The organism is Stenotrophomonas sp. STEN038 (assembly GCF_056759895.1).
Window position 1 is genome coordinate 29,064 of sequence record NZ_JBRRDW010000033.1, and the last position, 24,149, is coordinate 53,212.

The 24,149-nt window shown below is 63.8% G+C and carries 18 protein-coding genes; 11 read left to right on the forward strand and 7 right to left on the reverse strand.

The annotated features are described in order from the left end of the window. Positions 1-443: 443 nt before the first annotated feature. On the forward strand, positions 444-1,739 hold the full coding sequence (locus ACVOLS_RS14085) for an MFS transporter (protein ID WP_481546112.1): 1,296 nt from the start codon (positions 444-446) through the stop codon (positions 1,737-1,739). A 145-nt stretch (positions 1,740-1,884) separates the two neighbouring features. Here the strand turns inward: ACVOLS_RS14085 and ACVOLS_RS14090 are convergent, their stop codons facing one another. Continuing rightward, positions 1,885-2,793, reverse strand: a complete 909-nt coding sequence (locus ACVOLS_RS14090) for a LysR substrate-binding domain-containing protein (RefSeq protein WP_481546113.1) — start codon at positions 2,791-2,793, stop codon at positions 1,885-1,887. Positions 2,794-2,859: 66 nt separating this feature from the next. After that, a complete protein-coding gene (locus ACVOLS_RS14095; protein ID WP_481546114.1) occupies positions 2,860-3,828 on the reverse strand; it encodes a LysR family transcriptional regulator in 969 nt (322 codons plus the stop codon). Between the two features lie 107 nt (positions 3,829-3,935). On the opposite strand from ACVOLS_RS14095, the gene aceB reads away from it, so the two are divergent. The 4 genes from aceB to ACVOLS_RS14115 all read left to right on the forward strand — a co-directional run bounded on the left by aceB (position 3,936) and on the right by ACVOLS_RS14115 (position 10,782). After that, positions 3,936-5,579 carry a malate synthase A gene (gene aceB, locus ACVOLS_RS14100; protein ID WP_481546115.1) on the forward strand — a complete coding sequence of 548 codons (1,644 nt, stop codon included), beginning with the start codon at positions 3,936-3,938 and terminating at the stop codon, positions 5,577-5,579. Positions 5,580-5,618: 39 nt separating this feature from the next. Then, positions 5,619-6,950, forward strand: a complete 1,332-nt coding sequence (aceA, locus tag ACVOLS_RS14105) for an isocitrate lyase (protein WP_481546116.1) — start codon at positions 5,619-5,621, stop codon at positions 6,948-6,950. A gap of 171 nt (positions 6,951-7,121) precedes the next feature. Beyond that, positions 7,122-8,189 (forward strand): GGDEF domain-containing protein, encoded by a 1,068-nt coding sequence (locus tag ACVOLS_RS14110; protein WP_481546117.1) that lies wholly within the window; start codon positions 7,122-7,124, stop codon positions 8,187-8,189. Then, the gene (locus ACVOLS_RS14115; protein ID WP_481546118.1) at positions 8,173-10,782 is read left to right on the forward strand and encodes a putative peptide modification system cyclase; all 2,610 of its coding nucleotides are present in this window, start codon (positions 8,173-8,175) and stop codon (positions 10,780-10,782) included. Before ACVOLS_RS14110 ends, ACVOLS_RS14115 begins: the two co-directional genes overlap by 17 nt. Here the strand turns inward: ACVOLS_RS14115 and ACVOLS_RS14120 are convergent. Then, positions 10,737-11,078 carry an NHLP-related RiPP peptide gene (locus ACVOLS_RS14120; RefSeq protein WP_481546119.1) on the reverse strand — a complete coding sequence of 114 codons (342 nt, stop codon included), beginning with the start codon at positions 11,076-11,078 and terminating at the stop codon, positions 10,737-10,739. The genes ACVOLS_RS14115 and ACVOLS_RS14120 overlap by 46 nt on opposite strands. Before the next feature lie 116 nt (positions 11,079-11,194). Here ACVOLS_RS14120 and ACVOLS_RS14125 point away from each other — a divergent pair, with 116 nt between their 5' ends. Beyond that, positions 11,195-12,376, forward strand: a complete 1,182-nt coding sequence (locus tag ACVOLS_RS14125; RefSeq protein ID WP_481546120.1) for a putative peptide maturation dehydrogenase — start codon at positions 11,195-11,197, stop codon at positions 12,374-12,376. 53 nt (positions 12,377-12,429) lie between these two features. Here ACVOLS_RS14125 and ACVOLS_RS14130 read toward each other — a convergent pair whose 3' ends face one another. The 3 genes from ACVOLS_RS14130 to ACVOLS_RS14140 all read right to left on the reverse strand — a co-directional run bounded on the left by ACVOLS_RS14130 (position 12,430) and on the right by ACVOLS_RS14140 (position 17,936). Further along, complete coding sequence (locus ACVOLS_RS14130) at positions 12,430-14,409, reverse strand: acetyl/propionyl/methylcrotonyl-CoA carboxylase subunit alpha (protein ID WP_481546121.1); 1,980 nt, start codon at positions 14,407-14,409, stop codon at positions 12,430-12,432. A 357-nt stretch (positions 14,410-14,766) separates the two neighbouring features. Continuing rightward, on the reverse strand, positions 14,767-16,377 hold the full coding sequence (locus ACVOLS_RS14135; RefSeq protein WP_481546122.1) for a carboxyl transferase domain-containing protein: 1,611 nt from the start codon (positions 16,375-16,377) through the stop codon (positions 14,767-14,769). A 395-nt stretch (positions 16,378-16,772) separates the two neighbouring features. Continuing rightward, a complete protein-coding gene (locus ACVOLS_RS14140; protein WP_481546123.1) occupies positions 16,773-17,936 on the reverse strand; it encodes an isovaleryl-CoA dehydrogenase in 1,164 nt (387 codons plus the stop codon). 144 nt (positions 17,937-18,080) lie between these two features. Here ACVOLS_RS14140 and ACVOLS_RS14145 point away from each other — a divergent pair, with 144 nt between their 5' ends. The 3 genes from ACVOLS_RS14145 to ACVOLS_RS14155 all read left to right on the forward strand — a co-directional run bounded on the left by ACVOLS_RS14145 (position 18,081) and on the right by ACVOLS_RS14155 (position 21,195). After that, the gene (locus tag ACVOLS_RS14145; protein WP_481546124.1) at positions 18,081-18,698 is read left to right on the forward strand and encodes a TetR/AcrR family transcriptional regulator; all 618 of its coding nucleotides are present in this window, start codon (positions 18,081-18,083) and stop codon (positions 18,696-18,698) included. A gap of 136 nt (positions 18,699-18,834) precedes the next feature. Then, positions 18,835-19,353: a c-type cytochrome gene (locus tag ACVOLS_RS14150; RefSeq protein ID WP_481514223.1), complete on the forward strand. Its 519-nt coding sequence runs from the start codon at positions 18,835-18,837 to the stop codon at positions 19,351-19,353. Between the two features lie 108 nt (positions 19,354-19,461). Next, positions 19,462-21,195: an ExeM/NucH family extracellular endonuclease gene (locus ACVOLS_RS14155; protein ID WP_481546125.1), complete on the forward strand. Its 1,734-nt coding sequence runs from the start codon at positions 19,462-19,464 to the stop codon at positions 21,193-21,195. 158 nt (positions 21,196-21,353) lie between these two features. On the opposite strand, the gene ACVOLS_RS14160 is transcribed toward ACVOLS_RS14155, so the two are convergent. Beyond that, positions 21,354-22,214 carry an EamA family transporter gene (locus ACVOLS_RS14160; protein WP_481546126.1) on the reverse strand — a complete coding sequence of 287 codons (861 nt, stop codon included), beginning with the start codon at positions 22,212-22,214 and terminating at the stop codon, positions 21,354-21,356. Positions 22,215-22,276: 62 nt separating this feature from the next. Between ACVOLS_RS14160 and ACVOLS_RS14165 the strand changes: the two genes are divergently transcribed. Together ACVOLS_RS14165 and zapE are read left to right on the forward strand one after the other, a co-directional pair. Continuing rightward, positions 22,277-22,948 carry an alpha/beta hydrolase gene (locus tag ACVOLS_RS14165; RefSeq protein ID WP_481546127.1) on the forward strand — a complete coding sequence of 224 codons (672 nt, stop codon included), beginning with the start codon at positions 22,277-22,279 and terminating at the stop codon, positions 22,946-22,948. Between the two features lie 2 nt (positions 22,949-22,950). Then, positions 22,951-24,045, forward strand: a complete 1,095-nt coding sequence (gene zapE / locus ACVOLS_RS14170; protein ID WP_481546128.1) for a cell division protein ZapE — start codon at positions 22,951-22,953, stop codon at positions 24,043-24,045. The last annotated feature ends 104 nt before the right edge of the window (positions 24,046-24,149 follow it).

Here is a 24,149-nt window from a genome sequence, read left to right on the forward strand (position 1 = left end):
TGGAAAACTATGATCAATAGCTATAACCAAAAGCGGAAAGCTAAAAGCGGAAAGCTAAAAGCTAAAAGCTAAAAGCTAAAAGCTAAAAGCTAAAAGCTAAAAGTTAAAGGCTAAAGGCTAAAGGCTAAAGGCTAAAGGCTAAAGGCTAAAGGCTCCCCTCATCCGCCCCTTCGGGGCACCTCGCTCCGCGCCCAGCCCCGCGTAGCACGCGGGGCGTACGAACAGTCACGAGCCTTTGGCTCGTAACCGCCTGTTCTTAACCCCGCAAGCGGGAGAAGGGATTGGTTTCGCTGCCTGTTTTCCGCAGATGAGCCGCCACGCTCGCTGAATTAATACGCCATAAGTATCAATCCGTACACAGCAGGTTATGGATCGACTCGATCCGCAGGTTCAAGCTTCCGGCACTCCCAATAAGCCGGCCTGCCGTTACAGGCCAAGATGCAATGCAACCCGAAACCAGCAACACGGCAAGCTGCAGCGAATCACTCGCGCCAGTCACGCCGCCGAACACGGCAACCGAATACCCCCACATCCGCCAGGGCACGCCCGAGTTCCGGCGCGCGGTGCTGGCCTTGTTCATGGCCGGCTTCGCTACTTTTGGCGTGCTGTACTGCGTGCAGCCGCTGCTGCCGGGTTTCAGCAGCCACTTCGGGATCAGTGCCGGCAACAGCGCGCTGGCCTTGTCGGTTAGCACCGGCGTGTTGGCGGTAGCGATGCTGGTGGCGGGCATGGTCTCCGACCGAATCGGCAGGCGCCCGGTGATGGTGGCTTCGCTGCTGACGTCCGCCCTGCTGACGCTCGGCACCGCGCTTACCGATGACTGGAACACCTTGCTGCTGCTGCGCACCCTGCTCGGCCTGAGCCTCAGTGGCGTGCCAGCTGTTGCGATGACCTGGCTGGTCGAGGAAATGGACAGCCGTTCGCTGGGTCTGGCGATGGGCCTGTACATCGGCGGCAATGCGGTCGGCGGCATGAGCGGGCGTTTGATTGCTGGCGTGGTGGCCGACCATTGGGGCTGGCGTACCGGCATTGCAGCGGTCGGTGTGATCGCGTTGCTGGCGAGCGTGGCGTTGTGGACGCAGCTGCCGGCCTCGCGCCATTTCCACGCGAAGCGTGCCGAGCCCATGCAGCTGCCTGCACGCTTTGCCGGCCTGTTCCGGGATGCGGCGTTGCCGTGGCTGTTTGCCTGTGGCTTCCTGCTGCTGGGCGTGTTCGTGACGCTGTACAACTTCCTTGGTTATCACCTGCTGGCGCCGCCGTACGGCTTGAGCCAGACCGTGGTCGGATTGATCTTCACCGTATATCTCGTGGGCAGCGTCAGTTCGGCATGGATGGGTCAGCTGGCCAATCGACTCGGACGTGGACCGGTGCTGGCCTTGTCATTCGGCCTGGTACTGGCTGGCATCGTGCTGCTGGCGATGCCGTGGTTACCGGCGGTGGCCTTGGGTATCGCGCTGGCGACGTTTGGGTTCTTCGGCGGCCATTCGGTGGCCAGCAGCTGGGTGGGTGTGCGTGCTGGTGGAATGCGCGCAGAAGCCTCGGCCTTGTATCTGTTTTCGTACTACCTGGGCTCAAGCGTATTGGGTGCCTTGGGCGGTGTGTTCTATACGCATTGGGGCTGGATGGGGGTCTGTGGCTTCAGTCTGGTGCTGACGTTGGCAGGTGCTGGTGCGGCGTGGCGGTTGTGGCGTCGGCTTGAGCAGGAAGCGGGGCTGGTGTTGGTTGAGGCCAAGGGCTGAGAACCAGAAGCACCCCTCCCCAACCCTCCCCTTGCCTGCGGCAAGGGGAGGGGGCTGAGCTTCGCCCTCCCTTGCGCGTAGCGCAGGGGAGGGTTGGGGAGGGGTGCTTTTGCCCTTGCCCTTGCTCCCGCTGCTGCTCTCCCCTTCAACCAGCCACTTCCCGCTTCAACAACGCAATGAACTGCCGCAACAACGGCGTCACCGCTTCACGCCGCCATGCCAGTTGAATCTCGGACGCCGCACCGCGATCCGCCAACGCCACAAAGCACGCGCCCTCCACCTGGATGTGGCTGCACGAGGAGGGCAGCACGCATACGCCCAACCCCGCAGCAACCAGGCTGATCAAGGTGGATGACTCGCCTGCTTCCTGCACGATGCGTGGACTGAAACCAGCATTGCGGCACAGGGTGATCACATGGTCGTGGATGCCTGCACCGGAGTCGCGTGAGAAGCCGACAAACGGGTCGAGTGCGAATTGCTTCAACGAGAACCGTGCGGTTGCCGGATCTATGCCGCGCAACGCCGGGTGACTTGCATGGACGACGAGCGCGAGCGGATCGTCGAACAGATGCTTTGCAACCAGTTCGTCCGGTAGCACCTGTTTGCGGATGATGCCGACGTCCAGTTCGTCGGCCAGCAAGGCATCGATCTGGCGCAGGCTGTTCATTTCGCGCAGCTGCATCTGCACCTGCGGGTGCTGCTGGCGATAGGTAAAGATCGCACGCGGAATCTGCGGTGACAGCGGGGTTGCACGGGTCAGGCCGATGCGCAGTTCGCCGCTTTCGCCACGTTGTACGCGCTGCACCGTGTCGACTGCCTTGTCCACGCGCTGCAGGATGTCGCGTGCTTGTTCCAGCAGTACTTCGCCTGCTGCTGTGAGCTGCACGCGGCGATGGCTGCGCACGAACAGCTGTGCATCGAGCAGGTTTTCCAGTTGCCGGATCTGTTGGCTGAGTGGCGGTTGCGACATGCCAAGTCGTTCCGCAGCGCGGCCGAAGTGCAGGGTATCGGCGACGGCCAGGAAGTAGCGCAGGTGGCGGAGTTCCAATGACATGACCGCAGTCTAGGCGGCTGCGGTGCTGTCGACCAACTGCTGTGCTGTCGGCTCGCGATGCAGGGTCTACCGCTCCGAATGCCCGGTATCGTCGTACTGCCGCGGCGCAAACAGATCCGGCTGGATCAGCTCAACGAACGCTCTGGCCTGTGGCGACAACACCTTGCCACGCCGCACCACCACGCCATAGCTGCGCGAGGGGAAGTAATCGCTCATCGCCCGCGTTGCCAGCTTGTCGCGGTCGCTGTCGTTCAGGCACAGGGCAGTGACGATGCTGATGCCCATGCCCATTGCCACGTACTGCTTGATCACCTCCCAGCCGCCCACTTCCAGCGCTACCGTGTAAGGCACGCGATGCTGCTGGAACACCAGGTCGACCAGTCGCCAGGTGATCTGCCGGCGCGGCGGCAGGATCAGCGGCCACGGCGACAGGTCTTCCAGCGTCAGGTTCTTTTTCTTCGCCAGCGGGTGGTCGGGCGGGGTGATCAGTACCTGGTCGAAACGGTAGACCGGTGCATAGCTGAGGTCGGCCGGCACATCCATCATCGAGCCGATGGCCAGGTCGGCGGCGTCGCTGCGCAGCAGGTCGGTGCCGTCGGCACTGATTGCGTTGTGCAGGGTCAAACGCACATCCGGGTGCTGTCGGCGGAAATTTTCGACGATCTTGGGCAGGAGATAGAGGATGGTCGACGAATTTGCGGCGATATTGAGCTCGCCGGCATCCAGCCCGCTGACCTTCTCGCGGAAGCGCGGCAGCAGCCCGTCCAGGCTTTCCACCAGTGGCTGCGCCATGTCGTACAGCAGCTGGCCCTCGCGGGTGGGCACCAGGCGGCGCCCGCTGCGCTCGAACAGCACCACTCCCAACTCCCGCTCCAGCGCCTGCAGCTGCAGGCTCACCGCCGGTTGGCTGACAAAAAGTGCTTCCGAGGCACGCGAAACCGAGCCCAGGCGCAGCGTCTGCAGGAACGCCCGCAGCGGCTTGAGCCGATCAGACTTGTAAGAAAAACGCGGGGTTACGGGCGGCTTGGCTGGCATCTTGAAGTAAGTATTAGCACAACTTATAGATAACATTGCAAAAACTGTTTTGTTAAATACCTGCCTGCGGCGGCACGTTGGAGTCCCCGACATACGCAGGAAGTCCGATGTCCGCCGTCGCCCACGCAGTCGCTACCCCGCAGTCCGCCCCTCGCCCGACCCCGGGCATCACCCTGACCACCCAGTTGGCCGGCCAGTCCGCGCTGCTGCCGGCCGGCGTGTTGGGCCTGCTCGTATCGCTGCACCGTGCGGTCGAGCCGGGCCGGCAGGCACGGCTGGCCGCCCGCCGCGAGCGCCAGGCCTTCTTCGACCAGGGCGGCCTGCCGGATTTCCGCGCCGACACCCGTGCCATCCGCGAGGAGGACTGGAGCGTGGCGCCGATCCCGGCCGCATTGCAGGACCGCCGCGTCGAAATCACCGGCCCGACCGACCCGAAGATGGTCATCAATGCGCTGAACTCCGGTGCCAAGGTGTTCATGGCCGACTTCGAGGATTCGACATCGCCGACCTGGCGCAATGTGCTGGCCGGCCAGCAGACGATGAAGGCGGCGGTGCGCGGCGATCTGGATTTCACCGCGCCGGCTACCGCCAAGGGCCCGGGCAAGCACTACATGCTGCGTCCGTTCGATGAGCAGGCGGTGCTGATCGTGCGACCGCGTGGCTGGCACCTGGACGAGAAGCACGTGCTGGTCGATGGCCAGCCGATAGCCGGTGGCCTGTTCGACGCGGCGCTGTTCGCTTTCCACAATGCGCAGACCTTGATGGACAAGGACCGCGGCCCCTACTTCTACCTGCCCAAGCTGCAGTCGATGGAAGAGGCGGCGCTGTGGGAGACCGCGCTGTCGCACATCGAAGGCATGCTCGGCCTGCCGCATGGGCAGATCAAGGTCACCGTGCTGATCGAGACACTGCCGGCGGTGTTCGAGATGGACGAGATCCTGTACGTGCTGCGCGATCGCATCGTCGGGCTGAACTGCGGTCGCTGGGACTACATCTTTTCCTACCTGAAAACCTTCCGCCGCCACGCCGACAAGGTGTTGCCCGAGCGCGGCCAGGTGACGATGACCCAGCCGTTCCTGAAGGCGTATTCGGAACTGCTGATCAAGACCTGCCATCGCCGCGGCGCGCATGCGATGGGTGGCATGGCCGCGCAGATCCCGATCAACAACGATGCCGCCGCCAACGAGCAGGCGATGGCACGGGTGCGCGCCGACAAGCTACGTGAGGTCACTGCTGGCCATGACGGCACCTGGGTGGCGCATCCGGCGCTGATCCCGGTGGCACGCGCCATCTTCGATGAGCACATGTCCGGTCCCAACCAGCATCACGTGCTGCGCCGTGACGTGCAGGCCAACCGCGATGAGCTGATCGCGCCGTGCAGCGGCACGGTTACCCGCGCCGGTTTCGAGAACAACGTCGAAGTCTGCGTGCGTTACCTGGCCGCCTGGCTGGATGGCAATGGCTGCGTGCCCATCCACAACCTGATGGAAGACGCCGCCACCGCCGAGATCAGCCGCAGCCAGATCTGGCAGTGGCTGCATGCCGGCAACCAGCACCTCGATGACGGCACCGCGATCGACTTCGCGTTGCTGGCCAGCACCCTGCGCGCTTTGCCGGCGCGCCTTGGCGACACCTCCGCACTGCCCGGTGGCAGCCGCATCACCCAGGCCATCGGCCTGCTCGACCAGCTCAGCCGCGCCGACGAGCTGACCGACTTCCTGACCTTGCCGGCCTACCGGCAGATCGATTGACCCTTCCCCTTACGTACGCACCACTTTGAGGACGAAACGATGAGCAGCTACCAGCAACAGATCGCCGCCCTGCAGCAGGACTGGGACACCAACCCGCGCTGGAAGGGCTTGAAGCGCACCTACAGTGCCGCCGACGTGGTGCGCCTGCGTGGCAGCGTGCAGCCCGAGCACACCTTGGCCAAGCGCGGCGCCGAGCGCCTGTGGGAGCTGGTCAATGGCGGTTCGAAGAAGGGCTACGTCAATGCCTTCGGTGCGATCAGCGCCGGCCAGGCGATGCAGCAGGCCAAGGCCGGGCTGGAAGCGGTGTACCTGTCCGGCTGGCAGGTGGCCGCCGACGGCAATACCTCCGAAACCATGTACCCGGACCAGTCGCTGTACGCCTACGACTCGGTGCCGACCATGGTCCGCCGCATCAACAACACCTTCCAGCGCGCCGACGAGATCCAGTGGAAGAACATCATCGACGGCAAGGTCAAGGCCGAAGATGCGATCGACTTCTTCCTGCCGATCGTCGCCGATGGCGAGGCCGGCTTCGGCGGCGTGTTGAATGCCTACGAGCTGATGAAGAACATGATCACCGCCGGTGCCGCCGCGGTGCATTTCGAGGACCAGCTGGCGGCGGTGAAGAAGTGTGGTCACATGGGTGGCAAGGTGCTGGTGCCGACCCAGGAAGCGATCCAGAAGCTGTCCGCCGCGCGCCTGGCGGCTGACGTGCTGGGCGTGCCGACCATCGTGCTGGCGCGTACCGATGCCGAAGCCGCCAATCTGCTGACCAGCGATTTCGACCCGAACGACACCCCGTTCATCACCGGCCAGCGCACCGCCGAGGGCTTCTACAAGGTCAAGAACGGCCTGGAGCAGGCGATCAGCCGCGGCGTTGCCTACGCCCCGCATGCCGACCTGGTGTGGTGCGAGACCGGCACCCCGGACCTGGGCTTCGCCCGCGAGTTCGCCCAGGCCGTGCATGCCGCCAGCCCCGGCAAGCTGCTGTCCTACAACTGCTCGCCCTCGTTCAACTGGAAGAAGAATCTGGACGACAAGACCATCGCCAGGTTCCAGGACGAGCTGGCCGCACTGGGCTACAAGTACCAGTTCATCACCCTGGCCGGCATCCACATCAACTGGTTCAACACCTTCAAGTTCGCCCACGACTACGCCCGCGGTGAGGGCATGCGCCACTACGTGGAGCAGGTGCAGGAGCCGGAATTCGCCGCCCGCGACAAGGGCTACACCTTCGTTTCGCACCAGCAGGAAGTGGGTGCTGGTTACTTCGACGATGTGACCACGGTGATCCAGGGCGGCGCCTCCAGCGTGACCGCGCTGACCGGGTCCACCGAGGAAGAGCAGTTTCAGACTGAAGTAGCTGCCTGAGGGCGCTGGCCAGGTCGTTTCAAAGGGGCTCTTACGAGCCCCTTCTTTTTTTTGGGCATGGCCCTGTATCAAACGGTGTAGCGGATCACAAAACCGATAATTTTGATGATAGGCTCGCGAGATTACTCGTCTGAGATGGGCGAGCAGTCCATGAGGCAGGGAATGAGCGGCATGGCAACAGGGGGTTCAGCACTGGAGTCCGAGCTTTCCGTCGCTACGTCGGCGGGGGGTACGGTGCTGCGTGCGCAATTGTCCCCGGTGGAGTTCGCGCTGTTCTCCGAGTTTGGTGTTCGCCGCACCTTGCAAGCCGAGCAGGTGCTGTTCCGCCGTGGCGACCTGGGCAGCTCGATGTTCATCATTGTCAGTGGCGCCGTAAGCCTGGATTTCGGCGCCGGCCTGGCACCCAAGCCGATGGGCTGCAACGACTTCTTTGGCGAACTTGGTCTGTTGATCGAGCGCCACCCGCGTTCCTGTGATGCGCGCGCCAACTGCGACAGCGTGCTGCTTGAGATCACCCACGAAAATTTCCATCGCCTGATCGACCAGGACCCCGCGATGGTGGTGTTCTTCCTGCGTCGCACCCTGTCGCGGGTGGTGTCCAGCGAGCAACGCCTGATTGCTCAGCTCAGCCGTCGCAACCACGAGTTGGAAACCGCGCTCGGCAATCTCTACAGCGCCAACCACGAGCTGCACCACACCCGCGAGCTGGTCTACAGCGATGACCTGACCGGGCTGAGCAACCGCCGTGCGCTGACCGCCTATCTGCAGAAGTCACACCGCTCCGGTCATCGCCCGCAGGGGCTGTTGCTGCTCGACTGCGATGACTTCAAGGGCTTGAACGACTCTTACGGTCACCTCGCTGGTGACCATGCGCTGCAGTGCTTCGGCCGCATTCTCGCCTCGGTGACCGGCAAGGACGATATCGCCTGCCGTCTTGGTGGCGACGAGTTCTGCGTATTGCTGATGAAGGCGGACGCCGAGAGCCTTCCGCGCACCGCCGAATTCGTGCTCGAAGCCATGCGCCACTTGATCGCCTACCCAGGCGCGACGGTTGGTGCCTGCTCGCTGAGTGTCGGCATGGTGTTGATCGATGAGGATCATCATTGGAACGACGCCTATTCGCGCGCGGATCAAGCGCTGTACATGGCAAAGCGCGCCGGTGGCAATCGTGCGCAGTGGTTCCAGGAAGAATCTGTCGACCTTGAATTTTTCGGTGTAGACCATGTCCAGCGAGACTGAACCCCCCTCATCCGATCGCCAGCTCAAGACGCTGGTGTTGACGGACCTATGTGACTCGGTGGCATTGACCGCGCGGATCGGTGATGCGGCGGCGGCCGAATTGTTCCGCAGCCTGGATGTGCGTGTACTGCAGTTGCTGCAGCGCTGGACGGGACGCCTGATCGACCGTTCCGATGGAATGCTGTTGCTGTTCGACGTGCCTGCGCATGGGTTGGGTTTTGCGCTGGATTACCTGGATCTGCTGGCCGAGGTCGGCAAGGAGCGGGAGCTGCCGTTGCAGGCGCGGGTTGGCATCCATGTCGGCGACGTATTGTTCTGGCGGAATGACGAAGAAGCGGTGGCCGCCGGTGCCAAGCCCATGGATGTGGAAGGCGTGGCCAAGCCTACCGCTGCGCGCCTGATGGCCCTGGCGCGGCCGAACCAGATCCTGTTATCGGCCGTTGCCGAAGGGCTGCTGCGCGCCGCGCAGCGCGAGCTTGGCGAGCGCGGCAATGGCCTGCGATGGAAGTCGCACGGTCATTGGTACTTCAAGGGCCTGCCGGCACCGCAGGAGGTGTTTGAAGTGGGTGCGGCGGGCAATGCCCCACTGCGCATGCCGGTGCGTTCGGGCAAGGCCTGGCGGAAAATGCCGTTGTGGAGGCGGCCAGCAGCCCTGGCCGCCGAGTTGATGCTGGTGGTTGTAGCCGCTGGCGTGGTCTGGATACTGGTGCGTCCCGAACCTGCGATCGCCTTCACCGAGCGTGATTGGGTCGTGGTCGGTGATCTGCGCAACCTGACCGGGCAGAAGGTTCTGGATGAATCCTTGCAGCAGGCATTCCGGATCAGCCTGGAGCAGTCGAAGTACATCAATGTCCTCAGCGACATGAAGGTTCGCGACACGCTGTCGCGGATGCGCAAGGACCCGGAGAAGGTTCTGGTTGACCGCGCCGTAGCCTCCGAAGTCGCGCTGCGGGACGGCGCGCGCGCTGTGATTCTGCCGCTGGTGTCGGAGGTGGGTGGGCGACTGCGTGTCACGGTGGAGATCGTCGACCCGGTTACCCAGAACACGGTGTACACGGAGTTTGCCGATGGGCGTGGGCTTGAGTCGGCGCTGGCCTCGGTCGATCAGGTGACTGCTCGCCTGCGTGGCCGTCTTGGTGAGGCGATAGCATCCATCGGGCGTGATTCCCGGCCGCTACCGGAAGTCAGCACTGGTGACCTGGACGCCTTGCGCGCCTATGCGATGGGCCAGGAGGCCTACGGTAAAGGCCAGTACAAGCAGGCATTGGGGCTGTATGAGCACGCGGTGTCGCTGGACAAGGATTTCGCACTGGCGCACCTGGGCGTGCTGCGCTCGCTCAATGCGACCGAGCAGCTTCCAAAAGGCTTGCTCAGCCTGCAGAAAACGAAGGCGATGACCAGCCGCCTGTCGCCGAGGGAGGCGATGTACATGCAGGCCTGGGAGGTGCAGATCAACAGCCCCGGCGAAGCCCAGCAGAAGTGGCGGCAGATGTCCGACCTCTACCCGGATTTCTATGCCGCAGCTGCCAACGTCGGCTATGCCCTGGAAATGGAGAACCGTTACGAGGAAGCGCTGCCTTATATCCGTCGTGCTTCCGAGTCGCGCTACGAGTTCGCATCGCTCTCGCAAGAGGCGTTGGGGCGGCTGTCGCTGGCGCTGGGAAACTACGAAGATGCGTCGGCCGCATTCTCGCGCTCTGCCGAAAGTGGACTGGTGACCACAGCGGTGTGGCAGGCCAATCTGCGTGCTGCACAGGGTAATTTCCAGGAAGCGGAGCGCCTGTGGCCCCGTGATGCGAAGCTTGCCGCGCCGCATTTTGATCGTGTCTCCCACTTCCTTGACCAGGGCGAACTGCAGGCTGCGTCGGTGGAAGCGCGGCGGCTGCTGCAGGCGTTGCCGCCTGAGGGCGGCAGGTTCCGGCAGGGGCAGATACAGCTTGCCGTGATGCAATGGATGTCTGGTGATCGCAGGAGTGCACTGCAGGCTAGCCGTAATATCGTCCGTGCCTCGATAGCCCAGCTGGATGGTGCCGCAGGCCTTACCGCGCGTGGCGAAGCCATTACCGCAGCCTATGGTGCGATCCTCGCACAGCGCTTGGGTGACCACGAGCCGGCCCGGCAGCTCATCCAGCGGCTGGAACAGGCACCGGAGATTGTTGCCATGCAGCCCGTGGGAGGGTTTCTGCAGGTTCTCAAGGCGCGTGAATCAATGGCCTCTGGTAACGGCGCGCTGGCACTGGAGAGCCTGATTTCAACGCTCGGCCAGCATGGCTCCTTCCAGTTGCGGGCAGCGCTGATGGAGGCCTACGCGGCAGAAGGAAATCCTGAGGCGGCGCTGCGTCAGGTTGATTGGATGGTGTCGCACCGCGGTTGGGCCTACGTCGAGCATGGCGGGTGCGGATGGTGCGGGCAGAGTCTGAACATCGCCGATTCCAACCTGGCCCGGCTCAGGAAGATTGAACTGCTGGCACAGCTTGGGCGCCGCGATGCGGCGCTCAAGGAACTACAGGCGTTTGATGCCTACTGGAAAACCAGGACCCTGCCTGATTACTTGCGGGTCCGTCGCGAAGCACTGCCTTCCACATTCAGTTGAATGGGAATCATGGACAGGCCGTTGGTCAGCATTTTCCTGATCTCTTCACGGGATTTGGCGATGCTGTCCTTGCTGGCCAGACGTTCCACTGAGAGGCTGGTACGCAGGTAGTCCAATTCTGCGTTGGCATCCTGCCCTGTTGGTTCATGGCCGATTTGTAGAAGGGCGGTAGCCGGGTCCTTCTTGAAAGCGCGCCTGAAGCTGTTATCCGTGCTCAGCAGGTCGAGAAGATGATCGGCAATTGCGGGTGTGAGTGCGATATGCGCTTTCGGCATGCCGGGTTTCTTCGTTGCCACGTTGTGTCCTTCGCTGCAGACTTCTGGTTGTGGTTAGGGGATCAGGCATTACGCCTGACTGCCTTGTTACGCTCCCATTCAGGGATCCCGTAACTATACGTCCGAGGAGTGGGTGTGTGAAGGTAAGACGCTGTTCGATCCTGCATCTGGAGCCGCGCGAGCGGGTCGAGTTCGATCTGGCCGGGCTGTTGGCGGGCGGGGATGGTCTGACACGCAGTTGTCATTGGGTTGCCATGGCGCCCCACATCGGCAGCGAAGTGCCTGTCGACGAGGCCGAATGCATGCTGCTTGGGCGGATCAGTCCGGAGGCCTGGATAGACGGAGGTGAGCTTGGAACGGACGTGGCTGCGCCGTTGCGTTCGCTGCTGCGCAAAGGCTTGGTGATAGGTCGACATGCGCGCTACGCGACGTTCCGCGAGCGGGATGAGCAGCTTCGCGGGGCGCATTGGCACCCACTCGCAGCAACCTTCCATGCCTTCACGCGCTGGATGGGGGCCGATGCGGTGCAGGCGATGGCCGATACCGGTACCTCAACCGCGGCAGAGCTCAGGCAGCAACTGGGCGCGCCGCCTGCCGAAGTCATCAGTCGCGTCGCCGACGGTGAGCGGATTGCACTGCCCGCGCAACAGGGAAGCGATTTCGATCGGCTGCTTGAGCAGCGCGTGACCTGTCGCAACTTCGATACCACCCGACCATTGCCGGGTGCGCTGTTGTCCGGATTGCTCGGGCGGGTGTTCGCCGCGCACTCCTCGGTGCGCGTAACGGACGACACGGTCTTCCTAAAGAAAAGCAGCCCTTCCGGCGGCGGCTTGCACCCGATGGAAGCCTACCTGCTGGTGCGCAACGTCGAAGGCTTTGCCGATGGTCTATACCACTATCACCCGTTGGTGCACGCGCTGGAACCGTTGCCTGCATCAGCGATGCCGATTGACCAGCTGATGCTGGACGCGGTGGCGCAACAGCACTGGTTCGCTGACGCGCACGTGATGGTGATCCTGTCGCCGCGCTATACCCGCAATTTCTGGAAGTACCGGCACCACGCCAAGGCATACCGGGCCATCGTGCTGGAAGCCGGGCATCTGTCGCAGACACTCTACATATCGGCGACCGAGATGGGATTGGGTGCCTATGTCACCTGCGCGATCAATGAAGCATTGCTGGAACAGGTGCTCGGTCTGGATCCGTTGACCGAAGGTGTACTGGCCGTTTGCGGATTCGGATGGCGGGCAGCGGAGATGGTGACGATGGAGCTCGATCCGGCCGAGCATATCTGGCAGGCCTCGGCTGCCGATGTCTGAGGAGGCATCGCTGGCGCTATAGCCAAATCGCCAGCGATGACCGCAGTGCTTGCTCAAACGACTGGAGCGGCCTCGAAATCCACCAGCACTGCGCCATCGGCAACCTGGTCACCGGCCTTGGCGCGAAAGCCATGCACGGTGCCGTCGGCCGGCGCCTGCAGGGTGTGCTCCATCTTCATCGCTTCCATCACCAGCAACGGCGTGCCGCGGCTGACAGTGGTGCCGGGCTGCACCAGCAGGGTGACGACGCGGCCGGGCATCGGTGCCAACAGACTGCCACCGTGGTCGTTGCTGCTGTCGGCTTCGGCGACCGGGTCGTGGATGTTGAAGCGCTGCTGTTGCTCGTTGCCGAAGACGTACAGCGTATTGCCTTCGCGGATCGCGTTGCCGCGCTGCAGACGTTGGCCCAGCTGCAGAGTGTAACCAGCGCTGCTGGTCTTCCCTGTCACGGCGATCGATGCGTCGCCGACCTGCACCTGCCAGCCGTTGGCGCTGTCGCGCACCTCCAGCTGCCTGCGCTGATCCAGGTGTTCCAGCGTCACCAAGCGTGCGGCCGAGCCAGTAAGGCGCCAGCTGTCTGCGATTGCCCACGGTGATGCGTCATTGTCGTGCGCGGCTTCGTTGGCTACGGCAAGCACGCCGGCCAGCGCCCAATCATTGTCGCTGGCAGCGACATGGTGGATATCCAGCGCCTCACGCTCGCGCTCGATCAGCGCCGTGTCCAGATTGGCGTTGCGGAACGAGTCGGTCAGCACCAGCCGGCGCAGGAAGGCGGCGTTGGTGGTCACACCAACGACCCGGCATTGGGCCAGGGCCTGCTGCATGCGCTGCAGGGCGCTGGCGCGGTCCACGTCCCAGACGATCAGCTTGGCGATCATCGGATCGTAGTACGGGGTGATTGCATCGCCTTGCTCGACACCGGCGTCCACGCGCACATTGGCACTGGGCTGTGGCAGGCGCAGATGGCGCAGTGTGCCGGTCGAAGGCAGGAAGCCGCGGTCGGCGTCCTCGGCGTATAGCCGTGCCTCGATGGCGTGACCGTGGATCTGCAACTGCTCCTGCGTCTTCGGCATCGGCTGGCCAGCGGCGACTCGCAGCTGCCATTCGACCAGATCCGTGCCGGTGATCAGCTCGGTAACCGGGTGCTCAACCTGCAGGCGGGTGTTCATTTCCATGAAATAGAAATCGCCATCCGGCCCGGCAATGAACTCCACCGTGCCGGCGCCGACGTAACCGACCGCACGCGCAGCATCGGTAGCCGCCTTGCCCATGGCGGCGCGACGTTCGGCGGTCATGCCGGGCGCGGGCGCTTCTTCCAGCACCTTCTGGTGGCGGCGCTGCACCGAGCAGTCACGCTCGAACAGATAGACCACGTTGCCATGGCTGTCGCCGAACACCTGGATCTCGATATGACGCGGACGCTCGACGTACTTCTCCACCAGCACATGTGCATTGCCGAACGAAGCCTGCGCCTCGCGCTGGCAGCTGGCCAACGCAGCCTCGAAATCAGCACTGGCCTCGACCTTGCGCATGCCCTTGCCACCACCACCGGCGCTGGCCTTGATCAGCACCGGATAGCCAATCGCATCGGCCTGCGCGCGCAGGAACTCCGGCTCCTGCCGTTCACCGTGATAACCCGGCGTCAGCGGCACATTGGCAGTCTGCATCAATGCTTTGGCTGAACTTTTGTCACCCATCGCATCGATGGCGCTGGCCGGCGGCCCGATGAAGACGATACCCGCAGCCTCACACGCACGCGCGAAGCCAGCGTTCTCGGAGAGAAATCCATAGCCCGGGTGGATAGCCTGCGCACCACTGCGCCGCGCCGCATCGAGAATGACCTCGGCACGCAGATAGCTCTCGGCAGCCGGCGCGGTACCGATATGGATGGCCTCGTCAGCCAGCCGCACATGCCGCGCATTGCGATCTGCATCGGAGTAAACCGCGACGGTAGCAATGCCAAGGCGACGGCAGGTAGCGATAACGCGGCAGGCGATTTCACCGCGATTGGCGATCAGGATCTTGTTGAACATTGTCTTATCCACGATGTGCCGCGCGGGCAGGGGAGGAGCCAAAGGCTTTCGCCGGTGCTGTTGCGGTTGCTCTTGCATCGGCTTTACGGGCCCCTTCCGTAGCGACGGAGCCGGTGGGAAATGCCCGAAGGGCGACGTGCAGGGATGCACATCGTTTTTTGCCACGACAGGGATGTCGTGTCGAAAAATCCCACCGGTGGAGTGGACCCGGCACGCGCAGCGTGCCGGGCGCGGAGGCAGGGTGTGCTTTCTTTTGGTTACTTCTTCTTTGCACAAGCAAAGAAAAGTGACTCGCTCCCCGTAGGGGAGTGAAAGCCCTTGCTCCTGACGTTGTCTTGAGAAGGGGCTGCATGCGCATCACATCCGGAACACACCAAACCGTGTGTCCTGCACAGGCGCATTGAGACTGGCAGCCAAGGCCAGCCCAAGCACCCGGCGCGTATCCGCCGGATCAATCACCCCGTCATCCCACAAACGCGCACTCGCGTAATACGGATGACCCTGCAACTCGAACTGATCGCGGATCGGCTGCTTGAACGCATCTTCCTCTTCGGCCGACCACGCACCCCCCTTGGCCTCGATACCATCGCGCTTGACCGTGGCCAGCACACTGGCCGCCTGCTCACCGCCCATCACCCCGATCCGCGCATTCGGCCACATCCACAGGAAGTGCGGTGAATACGCGCGCCCGCACATGCCGTAGTTGCCGGCACCGAACGAACCACCAATCACCACCGTGTACTTCGGCACGCGTGCGTTGGCCACCGCCATGACGAGCTTGGCACCATCCTTGGCGATACCGCCGTGCTCATACTTGCGGCCGACCATGAAGCCGGTGATGTTCTGCAGAAACAGCAAGGGGATATTGCGCTGGCAACACAGCTCGATGAAGTGCGCGCCCTTCAGCGCGGACTCGGAGAACAGGATGCCATTGTTGGCGATGATGCCGACCGGATGGCCATGCACATGCGCGAAACCGGTGACCAAGGTGTTGCCATAGCGCGGCTTGAATTCATCGAAACGCGAACCATCGACGATGCGCGCGATCACCTCGCGGACGTCATAGGGCTTGCGTGTATCGGAGGGAATCACCCCGTAAAGCTCATGCGCATCAAACAACGGCGCCTCGCTGGCCTGCAGGGCAACGCCCGCATCGGGCTTGCGCCAGTTCAAGTTGGCGATAATGGAGCGCACCCGCGCCAGCGCCTGCAGGTCGTTGTCGGCCATGTGGTCGGCAACACCGGAGATGCGCGTATGCACGTCGGCCCCGCCCAGTTCTTCGGCGCTGACCACTTCACCGGTGGCGGCCTTCACCAGCGGCGGACCGCCGAGGAAGATGGTGCCTTGTTCCTTGACGATGACGGTCTCATCGCTCATCGCCGGCACATAGGCGCCGCCTGCGGTGCAGCTGCCCATCACGCAGGCGATCTGCGGGATGCCCTGCGCCGACAGATTGGCCTGGTTGTAGAAGATGCGGCCGAAATGATCGCGGTCGGGGAAGACTTCATCCTGCAGCGGCAGGAAGGCACCGCCGGAGTCGACCAGGTAGATGCAGGGCAGGCGGTTCTGCTGGGCGATTTCCTGCGCGCGCAGGTGCTTCTTCACCGTCACCGGGTAATAGGTGCCACCCTTGACCGTGGCATCGTTGGCGACGATCAGGCATTCCACCCCGGAGACGCGGCCGATGCCGGCGACCATGCCAGCGCCGGGCACCGGATCGGCATACATGCCGTGCGCAGCCAGCGGTGCGACCTCAAGGAAGGGGCTGCCGGGATCGAGCAGGGCATCGATGCGTTCACGTACCAGCAGCTTGCCGCGTGCACTGTGCTTGGCCCGGGCCGCATCGCTGCCGCCGCGCGCGGTGGCTTCAAGTGTGGCGCGCAGATCATCGACCTGGGCCTGCATCGCGGCGCGGTTGGCTTCGAAGCTGTCACTGCCGGGTTGCAGCTGGGAGGTGAGTACGGTCATGGCCGAGGTCCTGGATTCTTGAGCTTGTCTGCGCGCGTAAACATGGCGGCAGGGTTGGTGCTTTTGCTTTTGCTTTTGCTTTGCTGTTGCTTTGCTCTTGCTTTGCTCTTGCTTGGCTCTTGCTTGGCTCTTGCTTGGCTTTTGCTTGGCTTTTGCCGTTGCTCTGCTGTTGCTGTTGCGTCCCTTCTCCCGCCTGCGGGAGAAGGTGCCCCGCAGGGGCGGATGAGGGGAGCTTTTAAAGCACTGGGTCTGCTTGCTAGAAGCTTCCCCTCACCCCAACCCCCGCTCCGCGCCCCGGCCCTTGCGCTGGCGCAAGGTCGTTCGACGGGCAGCGAACCAGTGGTTCGCAAGCTGCCCCTCTCACCCCGCAAGCGGGAGAGGGGCTTAAGCGGCATTTATGCGGTCTTCTGGAACAACTCGCGCCCAATCAACATACGGCGGATCTCGGAAGTGCCGGCACCAATCTCATACAACTTGGCATCACGCCACAAACGGCCAGCAGGGTACTCGTTGATATAGCCATTGCCGCCAAGGATCTGGATCGCTTCACCTGCCGCCCAGGTCGCCTTCTCGGCCGAGTAAAGAATCGCGCCAGCCGCGTCCTGGCGCGTGGTGCGGCCCTGGTCGCAGGCCTTGGCCACTGCATACACATAGGCGCGGCAGGCATTGAGGCCGACGTACATGTCGGCCAGCTTGGCCTGGATCAGCTGGAAGGTGCCGATTGCTTCGCCGAACTGCTTGCGCTCATGCACGTACGGCAGCACCACATCCAGCGCCGCAGACATCAGACCGAGCGGGCCGCCCGACAACACCACGCGCTCGTAGTCCAGGCCGGACATCAGTACCTTGACGCCGCCGCCGACTGCACCCAGCACGTTCTCGACCGGCACTTCGCAGTCCTGGAACACCAGCTCGCAGGTGTTGGACGAGCGCATGCCGAGCTTGTCCAGCTTCTGCGCGGTGGAGAAGCCCTTCATGCCCTTTTTGATGATGAAGGCGGTGATGCCGCGCGAGCCGGCATTCGCATCGGTCTTGGCATAGACGATCAGCACGTCGGCATCGGGACCATTGGTGATCCACATCTTGTTGCCGTTGAGCACGTAGTGGTCACCACGCAGGTCGGCGCGCAGCTTCATCGACACCACGTCAGAACCCGCACCCGGCTCGCTCATCGCCAAAGCACCAACGTGTTCGCCGCTGCATAGCTTGGGCAGGTACTTGTGCTTCTGTGCTTCGCTGGCGTTCTTGCGCAGCTGGTTGAGGCACAGGTTGGAGTGCGCGCCGTAGGACAGGCCGATACCGCCGGAGGCGCGCGAGATTTCTTCCATCGCCACCACATGCGCCAGGTAACCCATGCCGCTGCCGCCGTATTCTTCTTCCACGGTCATGCCCAGCAGGCCCTGTTCGCCGAGCTGGCGCCAGAGCTGGTTGGGGAAGTGGTTGCTGGCGTCTGCTTCGGCTGCCAGCGGCGCGATGTGCGCGGCGGCAAACTGCGCCACGCTTTCGCGCAGCATGTCGATTTCTTCGCCCAGATCAAAATTCAGGGTGGGGACGTGCATGGCTGGCTCCGGTACTGCTTGGCGATAAGGGGCGCACCGGGTTGGGGGGACGGGCAGGCCGTCGGCACGGGCGTTTGCGCGCAGCCTAGCGGCTCCCGGGTAAAAAGTGAATACAAATTCAAAAATTGAACATAGAATCAACAAATGGCTTACAAGCGCTCGGAATTGATGGAAAAACGGCTGGCGGGTAACCGCGAGCGGATCCTGGTCGCGGCCCGCCGGCTGGTGGCTGCGGGCGGCTACCGCAATGCGCCGATCACTGCGGTGGCGGCCGAGGCGGGGGTGTCGACCGGGCTGATCTACCGGCATTTCCCGTCCAAGGCCGAGCTGTTCGTCGAGGTGCTGACCTTCGCCGTCGAGCACGAGCTGGAGATCCTCGCCGCCATTGCCGATGAGCCCTTGCCGGCGCCGCAGCGGCTGCAACTGGCGGTGGCCTCATTCGTGCGCCGCGCCATGGCCGGTCCGGGCCTGGCCTATGCCTTCATCGCCGAGCCGGTGGACCCGGAAGTGGAGGCCGAGCGCATCCGCTGCCGGCGTCTGTTCGGTGATGTGTTCAAGCGCATCCTCGAAGACGGCGTGCGCGCTGGCGAACTGCCCGCGCAGGATCTGGAGATCAGCGCGGCCTGCATCGTCGGTGCCTTTACCGAAGCCTTGGTCGGGCCGACCGCGCCCAGCCGCGATGGCCTGCGCGATGGCGAACATCTGGTCAGCGCGATCAGTGCGCTGTGCCTGCGCGCAGCTGGAGCACCGCTGCCGCACTGAGTGCTGTAACCACCTTGGGATGCTGCAATGCCGCACTTCTGTGCGTGTTCATGGGCATTGCGGGAGCGGGCGGACGCTGGTCTATACTCGCCCAGCAGCTGCTGGTCCACCGACAACTCGCCCGGGGTGATGAGACGTGCGGAATTACGACCTTGAGTTCCTGAAACGCTTTTCCATCGTGATCGCCATCCTGGCCGTCATCACGATTGGCTTGATCATCTTCGCGTCCTACCTGCAGCACGTCATTCCCAAGGAAGTGTCGCCGACCGCGACCAAACGCATCGAGGAACGCATTGCGCCCATCGGTGCGGTGTATGCCGGTGCCACCGGTGCATCGGCACAGGCCGCCGCCTCTGCAGCAGCTGCCGCCGCGGCAGCCGCCAGCGGCGCCTACGGTGGCACTCTGGACGGCAAGACCATCTTCGACAGCCTCTGCACTGCCTGCCACACCACCGGCGTGGGCAACGCGCCGACCTTGGACCACAGCCACTGGGACAAGCGCCTGGCGCAGGGCAAGGACACCCTCTACAAGCACGCCATCGAGGGCTATACCGGCCCGGACGGCGGCATCATGCCGCCCAAGGGCGGCAATGCCGGGCTCAGCGAAGAGCAGATCCACGCCACCGTGGACTGGATGCTGGCCAATCTGAAATAGAAAGCCGCCAGACTCACGCAGCTGGCAATAGACCCGATTGCTGCAGAATAGCCGGCGCCGCCCCACCAGGGCGGCGCTTTGTGTTTCCGTCTTCCCCGGAGTGCGTCCATGCGTTGTACCCCTAGCTTGCTTGCCCTGGCCTTGGCTGCCGCCTGTTCCGGCGCGGCGCTGGCTGCCCCCTCCAAGCCGGTCGTACTGCCGATCGGCAGCGTGCAGGGCACGACCGACCACAGCCCATATGCGGGCAAGACCGTCACCATCGAGGGCGCGGTGACCGCAGATATGCGTGATGGCCTGGGCGGCATCTTCGTGCAGGACGCAGGTGACGGCGATGCCAATACGTCAGATGCCTTGTTCGTGGTTGTCCCCAAGGAGCAGGCCGTGCAGGTCGGCCAGTGGCTGCGCATTACCGGCACCGTCGAAGAGCAGGCCGCCGGCAAGAGCGGGCAGGGCCTGACCACGCTGCAGGCGCAGACCGTCATTCCAGCCGCCGCGCGCCCACTGCCGGCAGCGCTGGTGTTGACCGATGTGCCGGCCAACTGGGAAGCATTGGAAGGCATGCAGGTGCGCATTCCGAGCGGCCTGACCGTGGCCGGCCAGGATCAACTGTCGCGCTACGGTGAACTGACCGCTGCCTTCGGTGGCCGCCTGTGGCAACCCAGCGAAGTGGCCGCCGCCGGCAGCCCCGAACAGGCAGCGGTGATTGCCGACAACAACCGCCGTCGCCTGCGCCTGGACGATGCCAGCGGCAAGCGTGAGCCGGGCGCGGTGCCCTATCTGGCTGCGGACCAGCTGCTGCGCAGCGGCGCGCAGCTGCGCGACGTGCAGGGCATCGTCGACCAGCGTTTCGATGGCGGCTATCGCCTGCAGCTGACCGCGCCGGTAGTCGTGGATGCAGAGCGTCCGCAGCAGCCACCGACCGTGGCTGGCGGCCTGCGCATCGCAGCGTTCAATCTGGAGAATTACTTCAATGGCGACGGCAAGGGCGGCGGCTATCCGACCCTGCGTGGTGCCAAGACCGCCGAACAGCAGGCGGCACAGCAGGCCAAGCTGATCACCACCATCGGCAGCCTCAATGCCGATGTTGCCGCGCTGATGGAGCTGGAGAACGACGGCTATGGCCCGGGCTCGGCTATCGATCAGCTGGTGCGTGCGCTCAACGCCGCGCGGGGCAAGGATGGCGACTGGCGCTTCGTCGATGCAGGCAAGGGCCCGGGCGACAACCCGATCCGGGTCGGCATCATCTACCGCGCTTCAAAGGTGAGCCCAGTTGGCAAACCTGCGGTGCTGGAGCGCGAGCCGTTTGGCGAACGCAGCCGCGTGCCGCTGGCACAGGCCTTCCGCATGGGTCGCAAGGGCACCCCGTTCGTGGTGGTGGCCAACCACTTCAAGTCCAAGGGCTGCTCGGAAGCGAGCGGTGAGAATGCCGACCGCAATGATGGCCAGGGCTGCTGGAACGCGACCCGCGTGGAATCGGCCAAGCTGCTGCACAGCTGGCTGCAGGAAGATCCCACCGGCACCGGCAGCCGTGATGCGGTGCTGCTGGGCGACTTCAACGCCTATGCGATGGAAGACCCGATCCGCACCTTGAATGCCGACGGCTGGCAGGACGCGTTCAAGGTAGCCGGTGTGCAGCAGCCTTATAGCTACGTCTACAACGGTTTGACCGGTCGTCTGGATCACGCGCTGCTCAGCCCGGGCATGGCCGCACGGCTGAAGGGCGCCGCCGAGTGGCATATCAATGCCGATGAGGCCGACGAGGTTGGTTATCAGGGCCGCAATGTGCCGGGGCCGTGGCGCAGCTCGGACCATGATCCGTTGCTGTTGGGGTTTGAGCCTTAAGGTGAGGGCTAGAAGCTAGAAGCTTAAGAGCACCCCTCCCCCGCCCTCCCCTTGCCTGCGGCAAAGGGAGGGGGCAGTTTTTCTCCCTCCCTTTCGCGCAGCGAAGGGGAGGGCCGGGGAGGGGTGCCTTTGCTGTTGCTCCAAGCCAGCAGAAACCCTCAAAGCGTCCCGCGCGCAATCAAGGCTATCGCCACCACCGCCAGCGCTAGGCCAACGCGGTTCCACACGCTGGTCTTCTCGCCGAACACCAGTACGCCGACCAGCGCACCCAGGCACACCACGCCAATGTTCATGCCCGCGAAAATCGTCGCCGGGCTGTGTGGCAGCGCCTGGTGCGCCCGCACGTAAAACAGGATGTTGCCGAAGTTGAGCAGCCCGAGCAGCAGGCCAAAGCCAAGATTGCCCAGCGTCAGCCGGCTCTTGCCGCTGACGTGCCGCTGCAGCTGCCACACAAGCATCAGTACGAAGGCGATGCCGAAGCTCACCAGCAGGGCCGCGATGGACGGCGTACCGGCGGCGGCCACCTGCTTGAGCAGGATGTCGATCAAGGCAAAGCCGGCCCAGACTCCAAGCAACCAGCCCCAGCTGGAACGCGAACGCTCTGCGGTGCCGCCATCGCGCGCGGTCACACCGACGATGGCCAATAAGCCCAACCCAAGCCCGGCCAGCTTCCAGCCATTGGCCTGTTCGCCGAACAGCAGGAAGGCAGCAGCCAGCGATAGCAGCAAGGACAGCCGCTGGGCTACGTCGCTGCGTACGATGCCGGCCTCGCGTACTGCGCGCGCAAGCACCAGGAAGATGCCGGGCAGGGCCACGGCAAGGCCAAGCAGCGCCAGCCACGGCGTATGCCCGCTCTGCAGTGACTGCAAGGAAGGCTTGAGCAACAACAGCGACAGCACGCTGGCAGCCAGGTAGTTCCAGGTCACCGCCTGGGCGATATCGACACCACGACGCGGTGCCAGTTTCAGCAGCACCGATACCAGAACACTGCAGATCACACTCAGGACAAGGAAATGCATGGATTTGGGCAGTTGTGAAGGGCGGGCGTGAAGCCGCCGGACGGGGCCGCTATTATGGCCGCATGCAAACTCTCCCATTCCCCCACGAATCGGCGACGCTGATGTTGGACGGCCCGGCCGGTCCGCTGGAAGTCGGCATCGACCTGCCCGATGGCGAGTCCGCCGCACGTCCGATCATCGCCGTCATCTGCCACCCGCTGTCCATCGAGGGCGGCAGCATGCACAACAAGGTGGTGACCATGGTCTCGCGCGCGCTGCGCGACCTGGGCATCTCCACCGTGCGTTTCAACTTCCGCAGCGTCGGCGCCTCGGTCGGCACCTACGACAACGGTGAAGGCGAAGCCGACGACCTGCGCGCGGTGGTCAACTGGGTGCGCAGCGAACGCCCGGATGCCGCATTGTGGCTGGCCGGTTTCAGCTTCGGCGCCTATGTATCGCTGCGCGCCGCTGCACAGTTGCAGCCGCAGGCCTTGATCTCGATCGCACCGCCGGTTGGCCGCCGCACCTGGGATTTCTCCGAAGTGCAGCCGCCGGCCAACTGGCTGGTAGTGCAGGGCGATGCCGACGAAGTGGTCGACGCGCAGGGTGTGTACCAGTGGCTGGAATCGCTGCCGAATCCGCCCCAGCTGGTGCGCATGCCGGATACCTCGCATTTCTTCCATCGCAAGCTGATTGACCTGCGTGGCGCCATCCAGCATGAAGTGCGGCGTTGGCTGCCCGACGGCAGCAACTGAGCATGGATGCAATGACCCCCTCACAACGCTACGCCGCCGGCGTGGCCCGCGGCGATTGGCGCGACGATGTTGCCCAGCACGCCGCGTTGGCCGAGCTGGACCGCATCCACCTGGCCATTGTCGACAGTGCACAGGACGGCTGGCTTGATCGTTTGTCCGCGTTCTGGAAGAAGCCCGAGCCGGTAAAGGGCCTGTACTTCTGGGGTGGTGTTGGACGCGGCAAGACCTTCCTGGTCGACCTGTTCTACGACGGCCTGCCGATCGAGCAGAAGTACCGCACCCACTTCCACCGCTTCATGCGCGGTATCCACGAGCAGCTGCACCTGCATCAGGGGCAGAGCGACCCGCTGGCGAAGATCGCCCAGCAGTGGCGCGACAAGCTGCGCGTGCTGGTGCTGGATGAATTCTTCGTCACCGATATCGGCGATGCGATGTTGCTGGGGCGCTTGCTGGAGCGGCTGTTCGCCGAGGGCGTGACCCTGGTGACCACCTCCAATACGGCGGTGGAGAACCTCTATCTCAACGGCCTGCAGCGTGACAGCTTCCTGCCGGCGATTGCCTTGCTGGAGAAGTATTGCGTCGAGCTGTACGCCGAAGGCACCGAGGACTACCGCATGCGCGCGCTGACCCGCTCGCCGGTATACCGCGCGCCGCTCGATGCTGAGAGTGATGCGTGGCTGGCCGGACGCTGGAAGGAGCTGAGCGGTGCTGAAGAAGCACGCGGCGGCAACATCCAGATCGAAGGTCGCAAGATCCCGGTGCGTGGCCGTGGCAAGAGCATTGCATGGTTTGATTTCGCCGCACTGTGTGAAGGCCCGCGTGGGCCGTCGGACTACATCGAGATCGCCCGCGAGTTCACCACCGTGTTGCTGGGTGGCATCCCGCATTTCGATCGCCTCAACGAAGATGCCGCGCGCCGCTTCGTCAATCTGATCGATGAGCTGTACGACCGCCAGGTCAACCTGGTCTGCACCGCCCAGGACGCACCGCCCTTGCTGTACAGCGGCACCCGCCTGGCTGGCGCCTTCGAGCGCACCGCCAGCCGCCTGATCGAGATGCAGAGCGCCGAGTACCTGGGCACCGCGCACCGCAACTGACCCGCCCCTGTAGTGCCGAGCCATGCTCGGCAGGGGTATTACCAGCAATGCCAATGTAGTGCCGAGCCATGCTCGGCAAGAGGTATTGCCGGTAAAGCCACTGC